Origin of the sequence: Dactylosporangium maewongense (assembly GCF_039531485.1) — a bacterium.
GTDB lineage: Bacteria > Actinomycetota > Actinomycetes > Mycobacteriales > Micromonosporaceae > Dactylosporangium > Dactylosporangium maewongense.
On record NZ_BAAAQD010000056.1, the window covers coordinates 1 to 17007 of the forward strand.

13 protein-coding genes are annotated in these 17007 nt (G+C 68.9%); 9 read left to right on the forward strand and 4 right to left on the reverse strand.

What is annotated here, in order from left to right:
* The first annotated feature begins 49 nt into the window (after positions 1-49).
* The 6 genes from ABD332_RS58020 (at position 50) to ABD332_RS58045 (ending at position 6237) form a co-directional block, all read left to right on the forward strand.
* Positions 50-679 carry a hypothetical protein gene (locus ABD332_RS58020; RefSeq protein WP_344515413.1) on the forward strand — a complete coding sequence of 210 codons (630 nt, stop codon included), beginning with the start codon at positions 50-52 and terminating at the stop codon, positions 677-679.
* A 53-nt stretch (positions 680-732) separates the two neighbouring features.
* Positions 733-1125: a hypothetical protein gene (locus tag ABD332_RS58025; RefSeq protein ID WP_344515415.1), complete on the forward strand. Its 393-nt coding sequence runs from the start codon at positions 733-735 to the stop codon at positions 1123-1125.
* A gap of 83 nt (positions 1126-1208) precedes the next feature.
* Entirely contained in the window at positions 1209-1769 is a 561-nt protein-coding gene (locus tag ABD332_RS58030; RefSeq protein ID WP_344515417.1) for a hypothetical protein, read from the forward strand.
* A 149-nt stretch (positions 1770-1918) separates the two neighbouring features.
* Positions 1919-2851: a hypothetical protein gene (locus ABD332_RS58035; protein WP_344515419.1), complete on the forward strand. Its 933-nt coding sequence runs from the start codon at positions 1919-1921 to the stop codon at positions 2849-2851.
* Positions 2852-2913: 62 nt separating this feature from the next.
* Positions 2914-4626: a DUF6884 domain-containing protein gene (locus ABD332_RS58040; RefSeq protein ID WP_344515420.1), complete on the forward strand. Its 1713-nt coding sequence runs from the start codon at positions 2914-2916 to the stop codon at positions 4624-4626.
* Between the two features lie 114 nt (positions 4627-4740).
* Positions 4741-6237, forward strand: a complete 1497-nt coding sequence (locus tag ABD332_RS58045; RefSeq protein ID WP_344515422.1) for a DUF2637 domain-containing protein — start codon at positions 4741-4743, stop codon at positions 6235-6237.
* 154 nt (positions 6238-6391) lie between these two features.
* Here ABD332_RS58045 and ABD332_RS58050 read toward each other — a convergent pair whose 3' ends face one another.
* Genes ABD332_RS58050 through ABD332_RS58065 form a run of 4 tightly spaced genes read right to left on the reverse strand, consistent with a single transcriptional unit; the run spans position 6392 to position 12202 of the window.
* Positions 6392-8983: an SAV_2336 N-terminal domain-related protein gene (locus ABD332_RS58050; RefSeq protein ID WP_344515424.1), complete on the reverse strand. Its 2592-nt coding sequence runs from the start codon at positions 8981-8983 to the stop codon at positions 6392-6394.
* Positions 8984-8985: 2 nt separating this feature from the next.
* Positions 8986-9957, reverse strand: a complete 972-nt coding sequence (locus ABD332_RS58055) for an AAA family ATPase (RefSeq protein WP_344515426.1) — start codon at positions 9955-9957, stop codon at positions 8986-8988.
* A 30-nt stretch (positions 9958-9987) separates the two neighbouring features.
* Positions 9988-11844 (reverse strand): VMAP-C domain-containing protein, encoded by a 1857-nt coding sequence (locus tag ABD332_RS58060; protein WP_344515428.1) that lies wholly within the window; start codon positions 11842-11844, stop codon positions 9988-9990.
* Between the two features lie 7 nt (positions 11845-11851).
* The gene (locus tag ABD332_RS58065) at positions 11852-12202 is read right to left on the reverse strand and encodes a CU044_2847 family protein (protein WP_344515430.1); all 351 of its coding nucleotides are present in this window, start codon (positions 12200-12202) and stop codon (positions 11852-11854) included.
* Between the two features lie 368 nt (positions 12203-12570).
* On the opposite strand from ABD332_RS58065, the gene ABD332_RS58070 reads away from it, so the two are divergent.
* The 3 genes from ABD332_RS58070 to ABD332_RS58080 are packed head-to-tail and all read left to right on the forward strand — an operon-like array spanning position 12571 to position 16921.
* On the forward strand, positions 12571-12834 hold the full coding sequence (locus ABD332_RS58070; protein ID WP_344515432.1) for a DNA-binding protein: 264 nt from the start codon (positions 12571-12573) through the stop codon (positions 12832-12834).
* A 38-nt stretch (positions 12835-12872) separates the two neighbouring features.
* Positions 12873-15590: an argonaute/piwi family protein gene (locus tag ABD332_RS58075; RefSeq protein WP_344515434.1), complete on the forward strand. Its 2718-nt coding sequence runs from the start codon at positions 12873-12875 to the stop codon at positions 15588-15590.
* Complete coding sequence (locus tag ABD332_RS58080; protein ID WP_344515436.1) at positions 15587-16921, forward strand: PD-(D/E)XK nuclease domain-containing protein; 1335 nt, start codon at positions 15587-15589, stop codon at positions 16919-16921. Before ABD332_RS58075 ends, ABD332_RS58080 begins: the two co-directional genes overlap by 4 nt.
* Positions 16922-17007 lie beyond the last annotated feature (86 nt).

Below are 17007 nucleotides of genomic sequence, written 5' to 3' on the forward strand. Positions count from 1 at the left end.
GATCGCGGGCACGGGCATCCTTGTCGATCACGGAGCGTAGAGAACTCACATGATCGTTGATGCCTGTGCCCGCTTGCTGCCCCGCTCTGATCTTCTGACCGACTTACGCCCTATTGCCGGTCGCTCTAAGAAAAGACACTCCACCTCTATCTTTGTCTATACCTTTTATTATACGCTTGCGGTGAGGCGCCCGGCGGGTGCGGGAACACCAGCCGGGCTGCGGAAACAACCTCTGCGAAAGGCGTTTCCAATGACCAACCCTACGTCCTCCGACTCCAGTCAGAGCCATCAGACCGCACCACCCATCGAAGACCTGATTCGCCTGGCGGCGTGCTACTCCAACCGCGACCAGGTGGAGGCCGCCGGATTCAGCTTCGGCACCGCCCTCAAGATCGGCGACGTCGCGGCGATCGACTCACGGGGACGGTGGCGCGTCGGTGTCATCGTACGAATCGGTCGACTCAACGCCGCCGTGGAGTACACGACCGAAGGTGCAATCCGCGACGCGGCTGACCCGCGCAGCTCCTGGACGGAGCCGTTCCGGTCGATCAAGACCGCGCGATTCGCGGACATTGCGGTCCGTCCCGCCGCGGCGCCCGCCCGTCCGGAGACAGCGCCTCGGCGCCCGCCCGGCTGGACTGCTGACCGCTCCCGCCCCGGCTGGCCACGCATGCGATGAGGTCCTGCGCGGCCAGCCGGCCACCCGATCCCGCGTCCTGTCTGGAGGAACCCATGTCGAACGAATCAGACCCGGCGGCCAGCAGCCGCGACGGTCAGCGCGACACCGCCAACGTTCTGCTTGATGAGGTGATCACCCGCATCCGTCGCAGCTATCCCGACGCCGTCATGGCCTACCTCAACCACCCTGGTCTCGGCGACGGCATCATCCTGTGGGATCTCGCCAGCGCCGATCGGCTGCTGTGGCCCGACGAGGACGGCGAAGTGTTCCAGGGCGCGGACGAGCCTGGAGAACGCCTGTGGCTCGACGACCGCGACGGCGACCCCTACGCGGAACTCGCTGAGATCAACCGGCTGCTCACCGCGGTCTACCGCGAGCGCGGAGCCGACCTGTTCGAGCCCGGCGAGCTGGGCGGCGGCTGGTACCTGCCGCTGGACCGCACGTAGCCACGCCAGCCCTGCGGGAGCGCCGCAACGCGGCGCTTCCGCTACCAGGCCACCCCGGTCCTCACCGCGAAAGGCGTCCGGCAATGCCCGAAACCACAGCCCATGACCACGAGCGGCACACCGGCCGGGCCACCACACCCGTTGCCGAGTACGACCACAACGACAACTGCGTCGGCTGCGGCACGCACCGCAACGCCCCGTGCCGCCCCGCGTGTCCGTTCGGGACCGGTGTCTTCGACGAGTCCACCATCCTGCGGGCGACGGTACGACGCCTGTCAGACCACCGAGTCATCGACGGTCAGGCCCGAGCTTTCGTCCTGCGCGAGCTGGGCTGCGTCGAGTGGACCGTCCGCCGCGGCCAGCGTCACGGTGGCTACCATCTTCGATCCGCCATGGTCGCCACCGCGGTCGAACTCGTCGGCGAAACACACGCCACGTCGCTGGTCGAGCGGGCACGCGAGTTCCTCATCGACTTCCTCGTCGTGGAATGGGGCGCTGCACCCCAGCCGATGCGGGTCCTGGTCGTCTACCTGCACGGGATGACCGCTGACCTGCAGGACATCGGCCTCTCGCTGTACGCCGCAGCAGCACGCCTCGACGGCGACGACTTCAACGCCGAGGACTTCGGCGAAATCGACGGCTGAGCTTCCGCCGAATCCACCAACGCTTCGTCACCCGAGCCGAACCCGCCAACACGCTGACGTATGGGTCCTCCCATGACGCGACAGCTGCCGGCATCACGACGGATTCGTGAAGGCTCGGGCCCAATTTGCGAACAGTGAAGGAGCCCAAAATGACCAGCACTGACGTGTATGGGCTGCAGCCAGGGGACCGCATCACGGTATCCCCGGGCGCGGCCATGAGCGGCCACACGTACCGCACCCTCGCCGGCGGCTTCGCCCTCGACGTCACCTCGGTCCGGACCGATCACCGCGGCGACTTCGAGGTCAGTGGCATCGAGTTGACCACCCGCGGTGCGTGGCGCCACGGCGTCCCGAGCCGCTCGGTGATCCTCCCGCGTGGCGCGTACAGCATCCCCGTCCGCGTCGGCGACAGCGTGGCCGCTTCGGGCATCAGCATCGCTGCGGCGGTGACCGCGCTCCACGTGCGCGCTGACGGAACCGCGGTCGCGGACCTGCTGCTCCCCGAGGGCGAGACGAGGTGCGGGTACAACCTCGTCGACTTGCAGCACCGCGCTCGGGCGGCGCAGGAGCCCGTGCGTCGACCGTGCCTGCGCGCACACGCTGCCGAGGCACGGTGCCAGCGATGCCTGGACGCAGACGAACCGGCCACGATGCCGTGTGACGCGGAGCGATGCTCGGTCACGGCCGTCAACGTCTTGCTCACCCGCCGCGGACACACGCTCGGCGCCTGCGGCTCGCACACTGAGCAGGTCCGCCACATCCTGCAAGACGGCGCTGCCGTGACGATCGTGCTGCGTGCTGGCACGCGTGAGTGCTACGCCGATGGAACCCAGGTGGCGACCTGCCGGCACTGCGGGCACCAGATCTACCCGGCCTTGGCCGGCGCCCGGCGTCCGTGGCGTGGCAATCAGTGGGACGAGACCGGGCGGTGCGGCGCGGCGGAGGACCGGACCCGGATCCGCACCCTGCACGCGCCGGCCGAGACCTGCGCCGAGCTGGACCTGGCGATCGCCGGTGCCGTCTGTGGCCCGACTGCCGATCAGCACAACGAACTGGACTGCCCCGCCCGCAACCTCCGGTAACCGTCCCGCTGTCGGCCGGCCTCGCTGCCCGGGGCCGGCCCCGGAGATCTGGAGCGCCAACCGTGACCAGCAATCACCCCGAGTCTGCCGTGCCCGCCGTCCTGGCCGAGGAGCGGCTCGAGCACCCGAACCCGTACGCGTGCGCGGCGTGCTCGAACCGGGCGACGCTGCGGCTCAGCCTAGCCGGCGGCGGGCAGGTCACCGTGTGCCGGCCGCACGCCGCCGCCTACCGTAACGGCACGGTCAACCGTCACGGCTCCGTCACGCCTGGCTGGCAGCCCAGGACTCCGCTCGCGATGCCGACCGAGACGTGCATGGATGTGCCGCTGCCGACCGGGCCGGGCACGGTTGCGCCCGGCCAGCGGGTCCGCTGCATGCCCGGCTCGCTCCCGGCGCGGGACGGTGGTCAAGGCGGCGGCATCCTCCGCTCGATCGGACCGAAGACTTCCGTGGTCGACGTCGATGGCGGCGGACCAAGGCGGATCCGCAACGAACTGCTGCACCCTTCGGCCGGACCGACGGTCGCGGCCTGGCGACACGGCCGGGGATATCGCACCACCTTCCCCGACGGCCGCAGCTGGCTGCCGGGCTGGGCGTGGCTGGGCTGGACCGTCGCCGAGCACCAGCAGTACGCCGCCGGCCAGCGCCGCCTCCCGGAGCCCGCTCCCGCGCCGCAACGCTTGATCATCGTGGTCTGTGGTGCCCGGAAAGTGGACCGCATCGAAGCACCAGCCGGCGAGCTGTACGTCGGCAGCTACCACCGGGCGGCCCGCCGCGCCGCCGACGCGATCCGCACGCCCGGCACCAGGGTAATGATCCTGTCCGCCTGGTACGGCCTGGTGGAACTGTCCGACATGCTGCTGCGCTACGACGCGCGGCTCGGCCAGCGGCACACGATCACCGCCGAGGCGCTGCGCGAACAGGCCGAACAGCTCGGCCTGCTGGACGTCACCGACGTCGTCGTTCTCGCCCCGGCGCCGTACGCACGCCTCGCCCGGTTCGTCTGGCCGAACGCGACCTGCCCGCTGGACGGCACCCGCGGCATCGGCGAACAGCTGCGCCGCTTCGCGACGCTCGCCTCCGCAGCGACCACGATCGCGCCCGATCCCCAAGCCAAAGCCCGGCCCACCAGATGGGACCACAGCGTGGCGGGCGAGCGACACGTGATCGGCGCCCAGGGCGGCCACGCCCACCTCGACCTAGCTCGCCACGCGCCTCCGCGCACGCCGACCCCTGCCTGCCGGGCGCGGCGGCGGCAGACCGACTGGGTGACGACCCAGGAGCCGCTGAACTGCCCGCGGTGCGCGGTGATCCAGGCCCGTCGCCAGGATCTACGCCGTTGGTGCGCGATGGTCGAACGGCTTGCCGCCGCAGCACACCAGCCTCTGCTTGCCGAGGCACCAGCGCGTCCAGCGCCGATCGACTCCGTCCGACCCGGGGCCCAGCGACCGGACCAGGTACGCGACGGAGGGGAGGGCAGTCGCCGCAGCCCTGCGGGTCGGGCCGTGCGGGCCGCTCGTGCAGCCCTGTCGTTCCGGTTCCAGGTGGTGATCCGGTCGCGACGAGGCGGTCCGGGTCGGCGTACCCGCGGCGACCCATTGGACGAGCTCCACCTGTCAGCAGGACCGAAGACCGCCACCGCCGGCGGCGCCCGGACCGCGGCAGCACGTGGCCAGACGCGACGACCTGGGCCGCCACCAGGGCAAATGCTCCTACCCGTAGCAGGTCCGCTAACGGTTCGTCGACACCATCACTGTGCACCACCAGGTCCGTAGCGCGGCCAGCGTTGGCGGAAGCGCTACGGGCCAGCCGAACAGAGACTTGGCACCTCCGCAGCAACCCAGAGCACCGCAGCCCCGGACACAGCGCCGAACCGGAAGGACCACGCCGTGACCACCCTGACCAGCAACCCCGCCGACGCCGAGCCGAGCGACACGCTCCAGGCCGCGAGGACGGTGCGAGCGGAGGTCACCGACGCGCGGACGATGCGCCAGATCAGCCGGGCCGAACAGGACCGGCTCAACGCCGACGCCGAGGTCGAGCGGCGCGCTCGCGCGGCCAAGCTGGACCTGGAACTCCAGGACGCCCGTCGGGCAGCGGCTCGCCGGGAGCGTGACGCCGCTGAGCGGGAGAAACGCGAGCGCCGCAAACGCCGGCAAGTCCGCCGAGCCGCCCGCTGGGCACGGCTGACCACCGCGGTTCCCCAGGTGGCGGAGTGGGCGTTGTTCACCCTGCCGATCGTGTTTCCGATGGCCGTCGCCTGGGTGGGGCAGATCCGCTTCGCGATGGAGGTCATGCACTGGCCGCTCCCGGCAGCGGTCGTCTTCGCCGCCGGGTTCGAGCTGTCCACCGCCTATGTGGCCCGACTGGACTGGCGCGCCCGCGCGGCCGGCGACTCGTCGCTGCTGTTCCGCGCTGCAACCTGGGGCTTCGCCGCGGGGGCCGCGGTCATGAACTACTGGCATGCAGCCGGCCCGAACTTTGCCCCCACCGGCGAGGCCGTCTCCTATGGGCTGATGTCGCTGACCGGCGTCATCCTCTGGGAGCTCCTGTCGACCTACCGGCACCGCACCCAGCTCCGCGCCGAAGGCAAGCTCCCGGCCGCCCGGCCCCGATTCGGGCTGGCTCGATGGCTGTACATGCGCCCGATCACCCGCATCGCCTGGCTCTTGACGGTCCGCGACGGCTACACCACCACCGACCTTGCCTGGCGCGACGCTGTCGACGCGATCGAGCAGTACGGTTCAGCCAAGCTGGCCCGCCAAGCGATCCGCCGCGGACGTCCGGTGCTCCGTCCAACTGCGGTCGGCCCCGACAGCCCGGAACAGGCACCACGCGAGGAAGCCTCCCGAACCATCGTCCCGCCGCGCGACAGCGCGGAGGAGCCGGACGAGACGACTGCGAGCCGAGAGACGAACACGCGAGACGAGACGACCGGCGGCAGCGAGACGGTCCAGGGAGACGAGACGGCGGCCGGTAACGAGACGGAGCCGGCAGACGAGACGGCCATCGGCGACGAGACAGAGCCGAGAGACGAGGCACCCGTCGGCCGTGCGACGAAGGTGGGAGACGGAACGCCTGCTGGCCGCAAGACGAATGCCCGGGATGGGAGCGGCACGCCCAGCGCGACCACCCGTCGCGGGACTCGTAGCCGCAGCAACAGTCAGCGGGGCGGCGCTGTTGGTGCCAGCGGCGGCGCTGGTCCGAAGGCTCGGCGGGGTGGGTCAGGTGCGTCCCTGCGGGCGCAGATGCTCGCCTACGCCCAGGACCGGATCGCGCAGGGGGCGCCCGTTACCGGCAAGGAGCTCGACGTCGCGTTCCACACCAACAACTACGGCTCCCGAGTCCTGCGAGAACTCGCTCGTGCGCGAGTCGACGGCGCCTGAACGCGCCGCCCGTCGCGACGAGACCACGCAGCAGGGCCAAGGGGGTCCCTCCGAGTCGTCACCGCACGAAAGCGAGACATCCGTGGGCATGATCTTCTATCCGGCCGGCTTCGAGCTGTACGTCGACAACCCTGGCCACGGCGAACACGGCAATTCACTGGGCATCGGCGCCGGCGCGTGGCTGCCGGGACTGTAGCCAGTGCGGTTCCACGTCGGTCGGGCAGAAGTGCGCATCGACGGTGCAGTAGCCGACATAGCCGAGCCCGATCGGGTCGCCGTCACGGTCGATATACCGTCGGGTCAGTCGCCGCAACGTCTCTGCGAACGAGACCCGTGTCGACAGCACCTCGTTGAAGAACTCGGTGGCGAACCGGTTCGCGGCCTCGACGGGGGTCTGCGGCGCGGCCTGGATCACGCATGAGGCTCCGGCCCGGAGAAACTCGAATGCGCGGTATGCGGTATTGGTCGGGGCGTCGGCGTTGAGGAATACGAGTGGGCTGCCCTGCAGGGCCGCTGGTGAGGACAAGATCAGGTAGAGGTTGCCGATGGTCGCCGGGGTGTCGAGGTACAGCAGTTGCGGGGCTTGGCCCCGGAAGTGCTCGTCGAATTGGTCCGAGGCTGAAATCACCGTCGTCCGGGCCCGGTAGGCCATCGTGTTCAGCAGTTCGTCGTCGGCTGTGTCGGGCCCGGGGCGTAGCGAGCGGCTGGTGACGAAGGCGGCGCTCGGGCGGCCCGTGAAGCTAATGTCGCTGACGGACTCGATGCCGGACGCGGGGCGGTTCTCGACCAGGTGGCGGTAGCCGACGAAGCCGCGCACGTCGACCGGGACGTCGCGGGAAGGCGACGGCGAGCCGGGCCGTGGGACGTACAGGAGCTGCCACGGTATGTGCACGTCGTCCGACGTGACCGTGATGATGTGGTCCTGCTCCCACAGCACGTTGGCGAGTGTTTCCCCAAGCTTTCGGAGGGGCTCGTCGTCGAAGAGCAGTCTGAACAGCCGATACCCCATGTCTGCCAGCCGGTACCAGGCATCGTCGCGGGAGCCGGTGGTTCCTCGCGCGAAATCGCTCCAGGCAGCGAGCAGCTGGTTGACGTAGTCCGCGACGGCGCGGGGCTCCGTGGCCGATCGATAGGAGAGTTCGGTCAACCGGTCCGGACCGAGAATGAGGAACTCGTGTCCAGGCGGGTTTTGCGTGATGCGGATGGAGATCGTACGGCGCAGCCGAGGGTGGGTCACCTGTGCGGGATCGGTGGGGCGCGGGGTGAGCTGCGGAGCGCGTACCCCGAGCCGGCTGAGCACCGGACGGCTCACGCGGGCGAACTCGGCCTGCATCGCCGCCCCTACCGCGTCCGGGCCGGAGTGGTGTTCGGCCAGGTAACTGCTGACGGTGGTGACGACGTCGGCAATCTCGTAGTAGCGCAGTGTCGACTGCAGCACGGGGCGCAGGCCCGGCTTGAGGTCGTAGAGCGTGGTCGGGCCGACCTGGGCCGTCGGCTCGAAGATGGTGGACAGGTAGAGCTCGGCGATTTCCGCCGGGCCGGTCTGCGGCAGGAGCTGTTGCTGCACGTGTCGCATGACGGGGATCGTCAGGGGCGCGGCGGCGGCCAGCAGACCGGCGAGGCGGTAGGTGTCTGGGGCGAGCGACGTGCGCAGTGTGAACGCCTGCTCGACCGGGTCTGGCGGCGCTGGTATCAGCTCGGGTCCGGCCGTACGGACCGGTCGCCGCTCGCCGACGAACGTGATGGCGGCGTCGGTCCAGCGACCGGACGTTCCCGCGGTGTAGTGCGCCCACGGACGCAGCCATTGCCGGTCGAGCTCCAGGACCGGGACGGACAACGCGCCCGAGCCGACGCCGTCGCGCTGGGTCCTCGCCCGGGTCTGTGCGTTCGCCGCGCCGCGGTGGGGTGCCGACAGGTAGCCGTCGATCGCTTCCAGCCAGGTGTGGCGCCACAGTCGCTCCGGCAGCGGATCGACGATGGCCACGGCGGCCTGCTCGCCCCACTGGGCCAGGACGCGGTTCGCGGCGCCGGTCGGCCAGTTCGGGCCGAGTGCGTCACTGATCAGGAGGATGAGCTGCCGCCGGCCGGCGGCCGGTAGCGCGCCGGGCGGACGGAACCGTTGCGACGGCTCGGCGGTGCGGGCGAGCATCGCGGCGCCCTCGACGCTGCGCAGGTGCTGCACGGTGATGGTGCGGAAGGCGCCGAGGTACCGGCAGGTGTCGACGAACGCGTCGATGGTGTCCCGCCACAGCGGAGCGAGCGGGCTCTCGTCGATCACGACGGCCAGGTCGAGCCAGCGGTCGCGGACGGGACGCATGACCGGCACCCACAGTTTCTGCTCGACGATCAGGGCGACGGTCGCGGCCTCGTCGAGCTCCCACCGTTGCGGCGACGGGGCGCGGCGCTTCAGCGGGCGCAGGGCGCGCAGGATCTGCAGTGATCCGTGCAGCGCCGAGGAGGGTGCTGGCGCGACCGGCACCGGCAGGGTGGCGATCTCGACCGGCCGGGGCGACTCGGCCGGCTCGGTGTTCGCCGGGACCGGACGTGACCGTACGTGTGGCGGCCGCGCCGGGGGCGCGGGTGGCTCGGTGTCGTCTGCCCGGGCGTAGGCCCTGGGCCCGGCCGGGCGCCCGCTGTTGGGCAGGTGGGCGGCCAGCCAGAGGCAGTCGGCGATCTCCTCGGCAGTGGCGGAGCCGGTCAGGTCGGCCAGCAGCCGCCGGACGGGCTCGACGTCGGGGGCCGCCATGCTCAGAGCTCCACGTCGCCCAAGCGTTGCAGCAGCAGCTCGGCGAGCTCCGCGCGATTGGCGACGTCGTGCGCCTGGAGGCTGCCGGCCATGTACACCGCATTGAGTAGTTGGTCGGTCGACAGCTCGATGGTCTCGCGCCGGCGGAGGAACGCTTCGATGAGCTCCTCGCTCCGCTCACTCCACGACCCGAGATGGGCCTGGACGATCTGGTTCAACATGTCGCGCGTGGGCTGCGGCAGCTGCAGCTGCAGGCAGCGGCGCAGAAACGCCGGCGGAAAGTCCCGTTCTCCGTTGCTGGTCATGATCACGATGGGGAACGCCCTGCAGGACACTTGGCCCCGCACTACCGACGCGCGCCGGGTGTCGGCGGTACCGACCTCCACCGCGGCAACGTCCTCCAGGCGGACGAGTTCCGGGATGGTGAACCGGCCCTCCTCGAAGATCTCCAGCAGGTCGTTGGGCAGGTCGACGTCGCTCTTGTCGAATTCGTCGATGAGCAGCACCCGCGGCCTTCGGGCCGGCAGCATCGCGGTCCCGAGTGGCCCGAGGCGTAGGAAGCTGCCGATCTCGGCGGCCCCGTTGAGCTGCGCGTCCCCCAGCCGGCCCAGCACGTCGTAGCGGTACAGCGCGTCGAGCAGCGTGCTGCGACTCGTGACCGCCCAGCGCAGGACCGGACCGAGCCTCAGCTCGTGGGCGACGGCGTAGGCCAGCGACGTCTTGCCCGATCCAGGCGGACCCGTGACCAGCAGCGGGCGCCGCAGGTACAGCGCGGTGTTGACCATGTCCAGCGTCGCCTGATCGACGATGTAGCGGTCAGCCCGGGCCGCGGTCGGGCCCTGGTACACCTCGGCGAGGTCGGTCTCGTACGGCGGCGACATGGACTCGAACTGTCGCCACGGCGGCGGCGGAGGGAGCGAGTCGATGTCGTCGTGCGGCACCCCGGAGCCCCGGTAGATCAGCCATTCGTTCACTGGATGCGTTCCTCTCCCTCGACCGGGCTGTTACCTGCTCGCGGGTCGCTTCATCGGTGGCGGCTGACGGTACGGGTCGTCCCACAACAGCACCAGGTCCTTGCCGCACTTGACGGGGTTGTCCGGATCCAGCGCGTTGTTGCGCAGGGTGCGCACGCGCTCGGGAAGCTCGTCCAGCGGCGTCTGCGCCAGCTGCTGCGCGATGTCGCGGACGAAGTCAGCGCCCGGGCAGGCCGCGTTGTCGGGGGCCACGCAATGGCGGCACGCTCGACGCTGCCACAGGACGACCGGCACGCCCGCGGCCAGCGCGACCTCCAGGGCGGTCCGGGTCGGCGACTCGAACGGCGAGGCCGCCAGCGCCAACGCGCCCAGCTGCGGATCGGCTTCGATGCGACCGCTGTGTGCCTCGTGCGTGCGTTGTTCGCAGACGATCGGCTTGACGGCCCCGCCGACCGGGGCGCCGGCCAGGCTGTTCCAGCGCGCCTGCCACCTGCCCTCGATCCGGCCGTCGTAGCGGCGGTCGACATTGCGCAGGACGACCGGGTAGTCACGGCCCAGCTCGGTCCATTGGTGTTCGGGCCACAGGCGCCAGCCCCCGACGTGCTCATCCATCAGCTCCACCGGAGCGAAGATCTCGATCCGAACAGCGTCCTGCGAGCGGCCGGCCACCCGCAGCTCCGCCACGAGCAGATCCTTGAGCTTACGCCAGGCGCTCTCAGGCCTGAGCGACGTCGGCCCGAGGTACACCTGCACCGAGTCGCCGGAACTGAGGTGTTGCCAGACGCTGAGCCGCACGCGCTTGCGTTGCGGGCTGGTCGGGGTCAGCTCGGCCATCAGCGAGACGATCTGCGGCGCGGCCGGCGCCGCGGCCAGCCGGGCCGTGGTGGCGCCGGCCTGGCCGCGGCGCCGGGACACGGCCAGCGCCCAGTCACTCAACGCATCCGCATGCGCTCCGGCGCCGTCGCGGGCGAGGTCCGCGGCATAGGCGACAGCCAGCGGGAGTGAGCGCTCGTTCTGGCGGTACAGCTGGCCGAGCTCCTCGGCCACGTCCCGGTAGTCGATAAGCGGCGTCTGTGGGTCCAGGGGCAGCAGTCCGGCGACGCTGCGCCACCTGCCCCCGTGATCGTCGCTGGACGGCAGTTCGGCGAGCAGGCCGCGCAGCTGCCGTTCCTCGCGATGGTCGAGCCCGGACGTCAGGGGCAGCCGCATGCTGTCGATGAGCTCCAGCCACCGGGATCCGGTTGCGTGGTACCGGTCGTGTGCCCGCCAGATGCACCGGTACAGCGACGCGTCGATACCGCGCAGCGCCCGCAGCGGGACCGCCCGGCCGCCCATCGTCGTGTTCTTCAGTCGCTGGATCTTGGTGATGGCGCATACGGCGCCGGTTGCGAGGGCCAGCACCGGCCCGCCGGACATGCCCTCAGGCAGCTCGTTGCCGTTGAGCACGAAGAACTGTTCGGGCGGGTGGCCGGTCTTCCCGCCGTACCGCACGAGGGCCGGGTTCGCCTCGGGCACCCCCTGGTAGATGACGGAGTGGCCGATCGCCAGCAGATCGCTGCTGCCCGGCGGTTCGCTCTGTTCGAGCAACGCGCAGGTGTGCTGCGGGGCTCCCTTGTCCAGCTCCACGACGGACAGGTCCGGATACGGCCAAGTTCTGGCGTTGGCCGGTGGCGGCGGGGACGCCCAGCGTACGGTACCGGTGACCCGGTGGTGCTGCCACGAGATGCTGACCTTGTGCCCGACCTCGGCCCCGGTGACGTGGGCGTTGCTCAGGACGAACCCGGGCGCGGCGAAGAAGCCGCTGCCGATGGTGTGGCCGCCCTCGATGAGGACGAGGCACTCGTCGCGCAGGATGTCGGCGATGTTGTCGGTCGGCAGCCTGGCCATGCAGGCTTCAGCCCGCGGCCGGTGCTGCCTGGCCCCAGGTGGCGGTCACCTTGATCGTGGCGCTGCCCGACAGGCCGGTCAGCGCGGCCACCACACCGCCGTCGGCGGCCGCGAGCTCGATCCCGAACTCGACGCTGACCTGATCGGGAGCGGCTGCCTGCAAGCCCTGGCGAACGTTGACGACCACGCTGTGCAGCGACTCCTGCAGCCCGCGCAGCGCGGACGCGGCCTTGTCGCCGATGCCGACGTCGGACGGACCGCCGCCCCGGAGCGCTTCGCCGGCGTCGGCGTCGGGGATGTCGACCCGGGCCCACACCAACGCGCCGTCGGGCATCTCCAACGGCAGAATCTCGTGCACGGCAGCCACTCCCCACGTCGGCCCATCGCTGTCCTTGCATGTTGGCCTACGGCCGCAGCCGCCTCAACCCGCGAACCGGACACTTCTGCCCGGCCGCTCGGATCAGCCGTTCCCGGTCCAGGCGGAAGCACACCACCAGCCGAAAGCCACCGAAAGCGGCCGCGTCAGGGGGGTGGCGCGCAGGTGAACGGCCTCGCGGGCGGCCCTGTGAGCGTGAGCGAGCAGCCTCGGAATCGCGGGATTGACGAAGACGCTGCCCGTCACGACCCCAGCGTTACGGGGCACCGCTGCGTCCATGGTTGCCGAGCACGCTCGGAACGACATCGAGCGGTGCCGGCTGACAGCCGGCGGCAGGAGGAGCGACCACCATGACCGTCACGACGCAGAACCCCGGCGAGGTATGGACGATCGATGCCGTCCGCAAGCTGCCCGCCACGGTGGACATCGAGACTGCCGGCGCTGTGCTTGGCATCGGCCGTTCCAAGTCCTACGAGCTGGCCAAGGCCGGACAGTTCCCAGTCCGGGTGCTACGCATCGGCCGGCGCTACCTCGTGCCCACGAACCTGCTCCTCAAGCTACTCGGCGTCGACGACGACGCCACCGGGAGCCGCCGGTTGCCAGCGACGGCGTGAAGGAGACAGCAGAACCCGGGCGAGATGAACGATTACAGATGATTGCCGCGCCCGGATGGTTCGCCCATCCGGGCGCAGTGCGTTACGAGGTCGCCGCCAGCGACAGCTTGGCCCGCACTGCCATGTGTCGACCTCGTGGCGCGCGTGCCTATTGGTGCGGCATCAGGCCAGCGATTCGCGGACGTGCCCGCAAGTTCGGCGAACTGGACGAGCGCTATACACTGTCCGTGGCGGATCAATTACGAGTTTGGCAGAGTTTCGCTGGCTGGATGTTCATGCTGCCCGCGGGAGAACCAGGCGACAGCCATGGCGGAGTAGCATTTCTTTCCCCGTACCTGGCGGCAGCCATCGACAGAGTTTCGCGATCTACGACCGCATCGCTTTCGTGGCATTTAGCACCCGGAGGAGAGCCTAGCTTGCACGCGGACACCGCCAGACGAACCGCAGATCAGCGCACGTGGAGCGAGCCGGGGCTGGTGTTTAACTACCTGCCGGTGACATTCGAAGGCGCCATGTTCCGAGGCGGGGTCGTAGCGTACGAGTCCCGGGACGGCCTAGAAGAACTGCGCCAACGCCTCGCTGCCAGCCACGTAGTGTTGAAGCTGCCATACTCCAACGAGGTCGCCTGCGTACCGTACGTCTCCGACGCCCAACAAATCGGCGAAGTCCGCGAGTTTAAAGCTGCCGACGGTGACGAGGCGCTCGTAACATATCTGCTCCAGGCAGCACTGGTGCGAGCGCTGACTGGCTGGCGTGACCCGTTCCAGCTCTCTGCGTTCCCGCCGAAGAACCCCGTGTTCGCCATGCGCTCGCGGGCACGGGACCTCGTTGCGACCGCGGCGCGAAACACCCCGGGTCTTGAGGGTCTTCATATCTTTCCCGAATATACCTTGGACGTACGTCGCCACGGTCCCGCTGCGTTGCCAGGGATCATCGTCGGGATCAAGACCCGCTATGAGATCGACTGGTCGGCGGCTGAACTGCTTCGCCGCAACGTGAACCTTGTCGACAAATATGTGCTGACCACTGCGGACTCTGCGCCGCCGCGCCCATTCGAAGATCCCAGGAGCCGGCGCCGCCTCAAGGGGATTGTGACGGAGGTCCTCGGTGACCTGCTCAAGGTGACCACCGCAGACGGGTCCGAGACCATCAGTGCCGACCAGGCTTGGCTTGAAGGCAGCAAGGAGTGCTTCGACGAGGTCCTGACCGCGGTGGCGGGGCCGTCGGCCGGCCGCGTCGCCAGGCAGCTTGAGCAGGCCGCGTTCAAGGTCGCGGGCTCCGAAGGGCGAATGGATCTTACAGAAAAGTTCGGCGGCTGGCTTCGCCAGCACGGCCCGCTGCCGATCGCCCTCGGTGTCTCGGCATCCGTCGGGCACGCCCTCGGCGATGAGGCATCAGGCATCCACGTCTCTAGCCGCCGCTTGACCGAGCCGACCTTCGTGTTCGACCTCGGCGGCGGCAAGACCCACGAGTACGCCGACCGCGGCCTCAACACATACGGCCCCTACGACGCGCAAGGGTTCACCCCGAAGACCCCACGGATCGCGGTGATCGCGCCGCTGCGGGCCGAAGGTGCGGTGGACACCTTTGTCCGCAGTTTCGCCGACGGCACCCGCGACGGCTCCTTCGCCAAGGGATTCATTCGCAAGTATCACCTGAACTCGTGCGAATTTGTCTACCAGTACTTCGACGGAGGCGTCCGGGACGCCTCCGCCTACCGGCAGGCATGTAAAGACCTCCTGGAAAAGGGACCACGGCCAGACCTGGCGATCGTGTTCGTCAGCGAGCAGCAGCGCCAGCTCAGCGGCAACGCCAGCCCGTACCTGGTCGCGAAATCCGTGCTGATGGGCCACGGCATCCCCGTCCAGATGTTCCGGCTCGAGAAGCTCAAGCGACCGGACCTCGGCCACCTGCTCAACACTATGTCTGTGGCCTGTTACGCCAAGCTTGCCGGCACCCCGTACGTCGCGAAGGTGGTGGACCGGCCGATGGCGCAGGAGCTGGTCGTGGGCATCGGAAGTGCCCACGACCGGCCGAACCGGCTCGCGCGCAGCGAGCGTTATGTCGGCATCACCACGGTCTTCACCTCCGATGGGCACTACCGGGTTTCCAACATCTCCGGCGAGGCCACCTACGACACCTACCCGCAGGAGTTGATGCTCGCCCTGCGGACTTGCATCGAAGACGTCAAAGCACGCAACGGATGGCAGCGCCAAGACCGTATCCGCCTGATCTTCCACGTCTTCAAGCCATTCAAAGACCGCGAGGCTCAGGCGGTCAAGAAGCTCGTCGAGGACCTCACCGGGCAGTACGCCGGCGTGGAGTTTGCGTTTCTGCACGTCGCTGACCACCACAACTGGATGATGTTCGACCGCAGTAGCAACGGCGTCGAGATGGGCCGCACCCGCAAGGGGGTGTATGTCCCTGCCCGCGGTCACGCCGTGCGGGTCAGCAACAGCGAAATGTTGATCTCCACCGTCGGTCCCCGTGAACTCAAGACCGCGCTCCAAGGAGCACCGCGACCGCTGCTGATTAAGTTGCACCGCGAATCGACCTTCAAAGACCTCGACTACCTAGCAGAGCAACTGTTCCGGTTCACCGCCCTTTCATGGCGACGCCTCTACCCAAGCAGCCAACCAGTGTCGATCGCATACTCAGAGCTGATCGCTAGCCTGCTCAGCCAGCTTCGCCAGGTCAGGAACTGGAATTCCGACATCATCTCCACCCACTTGCGCGACAGTAGATGGTTCTTATGACCGAACCCGCCGACCCCAACGCGGCTAGCGCATCCCTCGGAGGCCAACTCGCAGCCCTCCTCCGGCGCGTCAACAGTGGCAACACACCCGGAGATCTCGACGGCCTGTTCGCCCAACACGTCCTCGGCAACCGCGGCGGACTGACCTGGAACCTTGGCCCCAGCCGAGCGTGGCTGGATGAACACACCTACCAGCTCGACGAGGTCGGACCGTTAGCGACCATCGGGTACGCCATCTCGCCGAGCGACCCTGACACCACCGCCATGGCGCCGGCAGTAGTCTCAGGGCTACAGCGACTCATGCAACGCGATCACTTCCGAGCGGGCCGACTGAACTTCATGCACGACATGCGGGTCCTTCTGGGCGTCGGCCTTGCCGCCAAAGCCGTGCAGGGCGGTATGCCCGAAGGCGTCGCCTGGCTAGCCGCGATGCTGCAAGACACACGACTCAAACCCACCGACAGTTTGCACGACCTGGCCCAGCAGTACGTCCTGGCCATCACGGCGGCCATCACCCCCCGGCCCATCAGCAGCAGCTCCCTAGCCTCTGACGGCGACAAGGCGATGGCCTACTGGATGGTCACCACAGGTCTGGCGGAGCTGAGCGACCGTGACGACATGAGGTCCTTGCAGTTGGGCGTGCTGCACGCCGCCGCGATGGTCGACGCAGCCGCCCTCACCATCCCCGAGGCGGCGCTACTGGCCTTCTCTGCGATCCACGCCACAGTCACCAGCATCGACCAGCTCGTTCTCAGCAAGACACACCTCAGTCTCGTCCTCAACCGGTTCGAATCGGCGATGCTGCGCTGGCGCTGGGACGACCCGGTCGACCGAGTGCGGGAACCCGTTCAATGGCCCATCCCTCGCGAGGAAGAAGTCCAGGCGATCCTCTGGCTCATCCTGCGTTCGGTATTTGACGACCTCATCGATGAGGACACCCTCCCGCGCTTCGGTCACGGCAGCACCCGAGCCGACTTCGCTATCCCCAGCTTGAAGGTCTTGATCGAAGCCAAGTACGTCCACAACCGCTCTGAATTCAAAAAAGTCGAGCATGAGGTGATGGTTGACTCAATCGCCTACCTCAAGCGAACCGACCTCTACCGAGAGCTGGTCGTGTTCATCTACGACTCAACGTCCTCCGTGGAGCACCATGAACTGACTCGACGCACGCTGCTCCAGGTCGACCACATCAGCGACGTGATTATCGTCTGCCCTCCAGGCGTGCTTACTCCGGCGGCCGTCCAAACGCGGCCATCAACCGGCAGAAGGCGCCGACAGACTCGCCAGACTGACACCGATACCCAGAATGCAGTGATAGATAGCGGGCTATGAGTTGGCGTCGTCGTTCGACCCGGCTGGTGCCCCTGTTGCCACTGCCCACGCCTTCGCCGGATTCCTCGAAGTCCCCGGTGAAGCAC

Coding starts and splice junctions, on each gene's coding strand:
- ABD332_RS58020 (WP_344515413.1), top strand. CDS start 50: ATGATCGTTGATGCCTGTGCCCGCTTGCTGCCCCGCTCTGATCTTCTG.
- ABD332_RS58025 (WP_344515415.1), top strand. CDS start 733: ATGTCGAACGAATCAGACCCGGCGGCCAGCAGCCGCGACGGTCAGCGC.
- ABD332_RS58030 (WP_344515417.1), top strand. CDS start 1,209: ATGCCCGAAACCACAGCCCATGACCACGAGCGGCACACCGGCCGGGCC.
- ABD332_RS58035 (WP_344515419.1), top strand. CDS start 1,919: ATGACCAGCACTGACGTGTATGGGCTGCAGCCAGGGGACCGCATCACG.
- ABD332_RS58050 (WP_344515424.1), bottom strand. CDS start 8,983: ATGGCGGCCCCCGACGTCGAGCCCGTCCGGCGGCTGCTGGCCGACCTG.
- ABD332_RS58060 (WP_344515428.1), bottom strand. CDS start 11,844: ATGGCCAGGCTGCCGACCGACAACATCGCCGACATCCTGCGCGACGAG.
- ABD332_RS58070 (WP_344515432.1), top strand. CDS start 12,571: ATGACCGTCACGACGCAGAACCCCGGCGAGGTATGGACGATCGATGCC.
- ABD332_RS58075 (WP_344515434.1), top strand. CDS start 12,873: ATGATTGCCGCGCCCGGATGGTTCGCCCATCCGGGCGCAGTGCGTTAC.
- ABD332_RS58080 (WP_344515436.1), top strand. CDS start 15,587: ATGACCGAACCCGCCGACCCCAACGCGGCTAGCGCATCCCTCGGAGGC.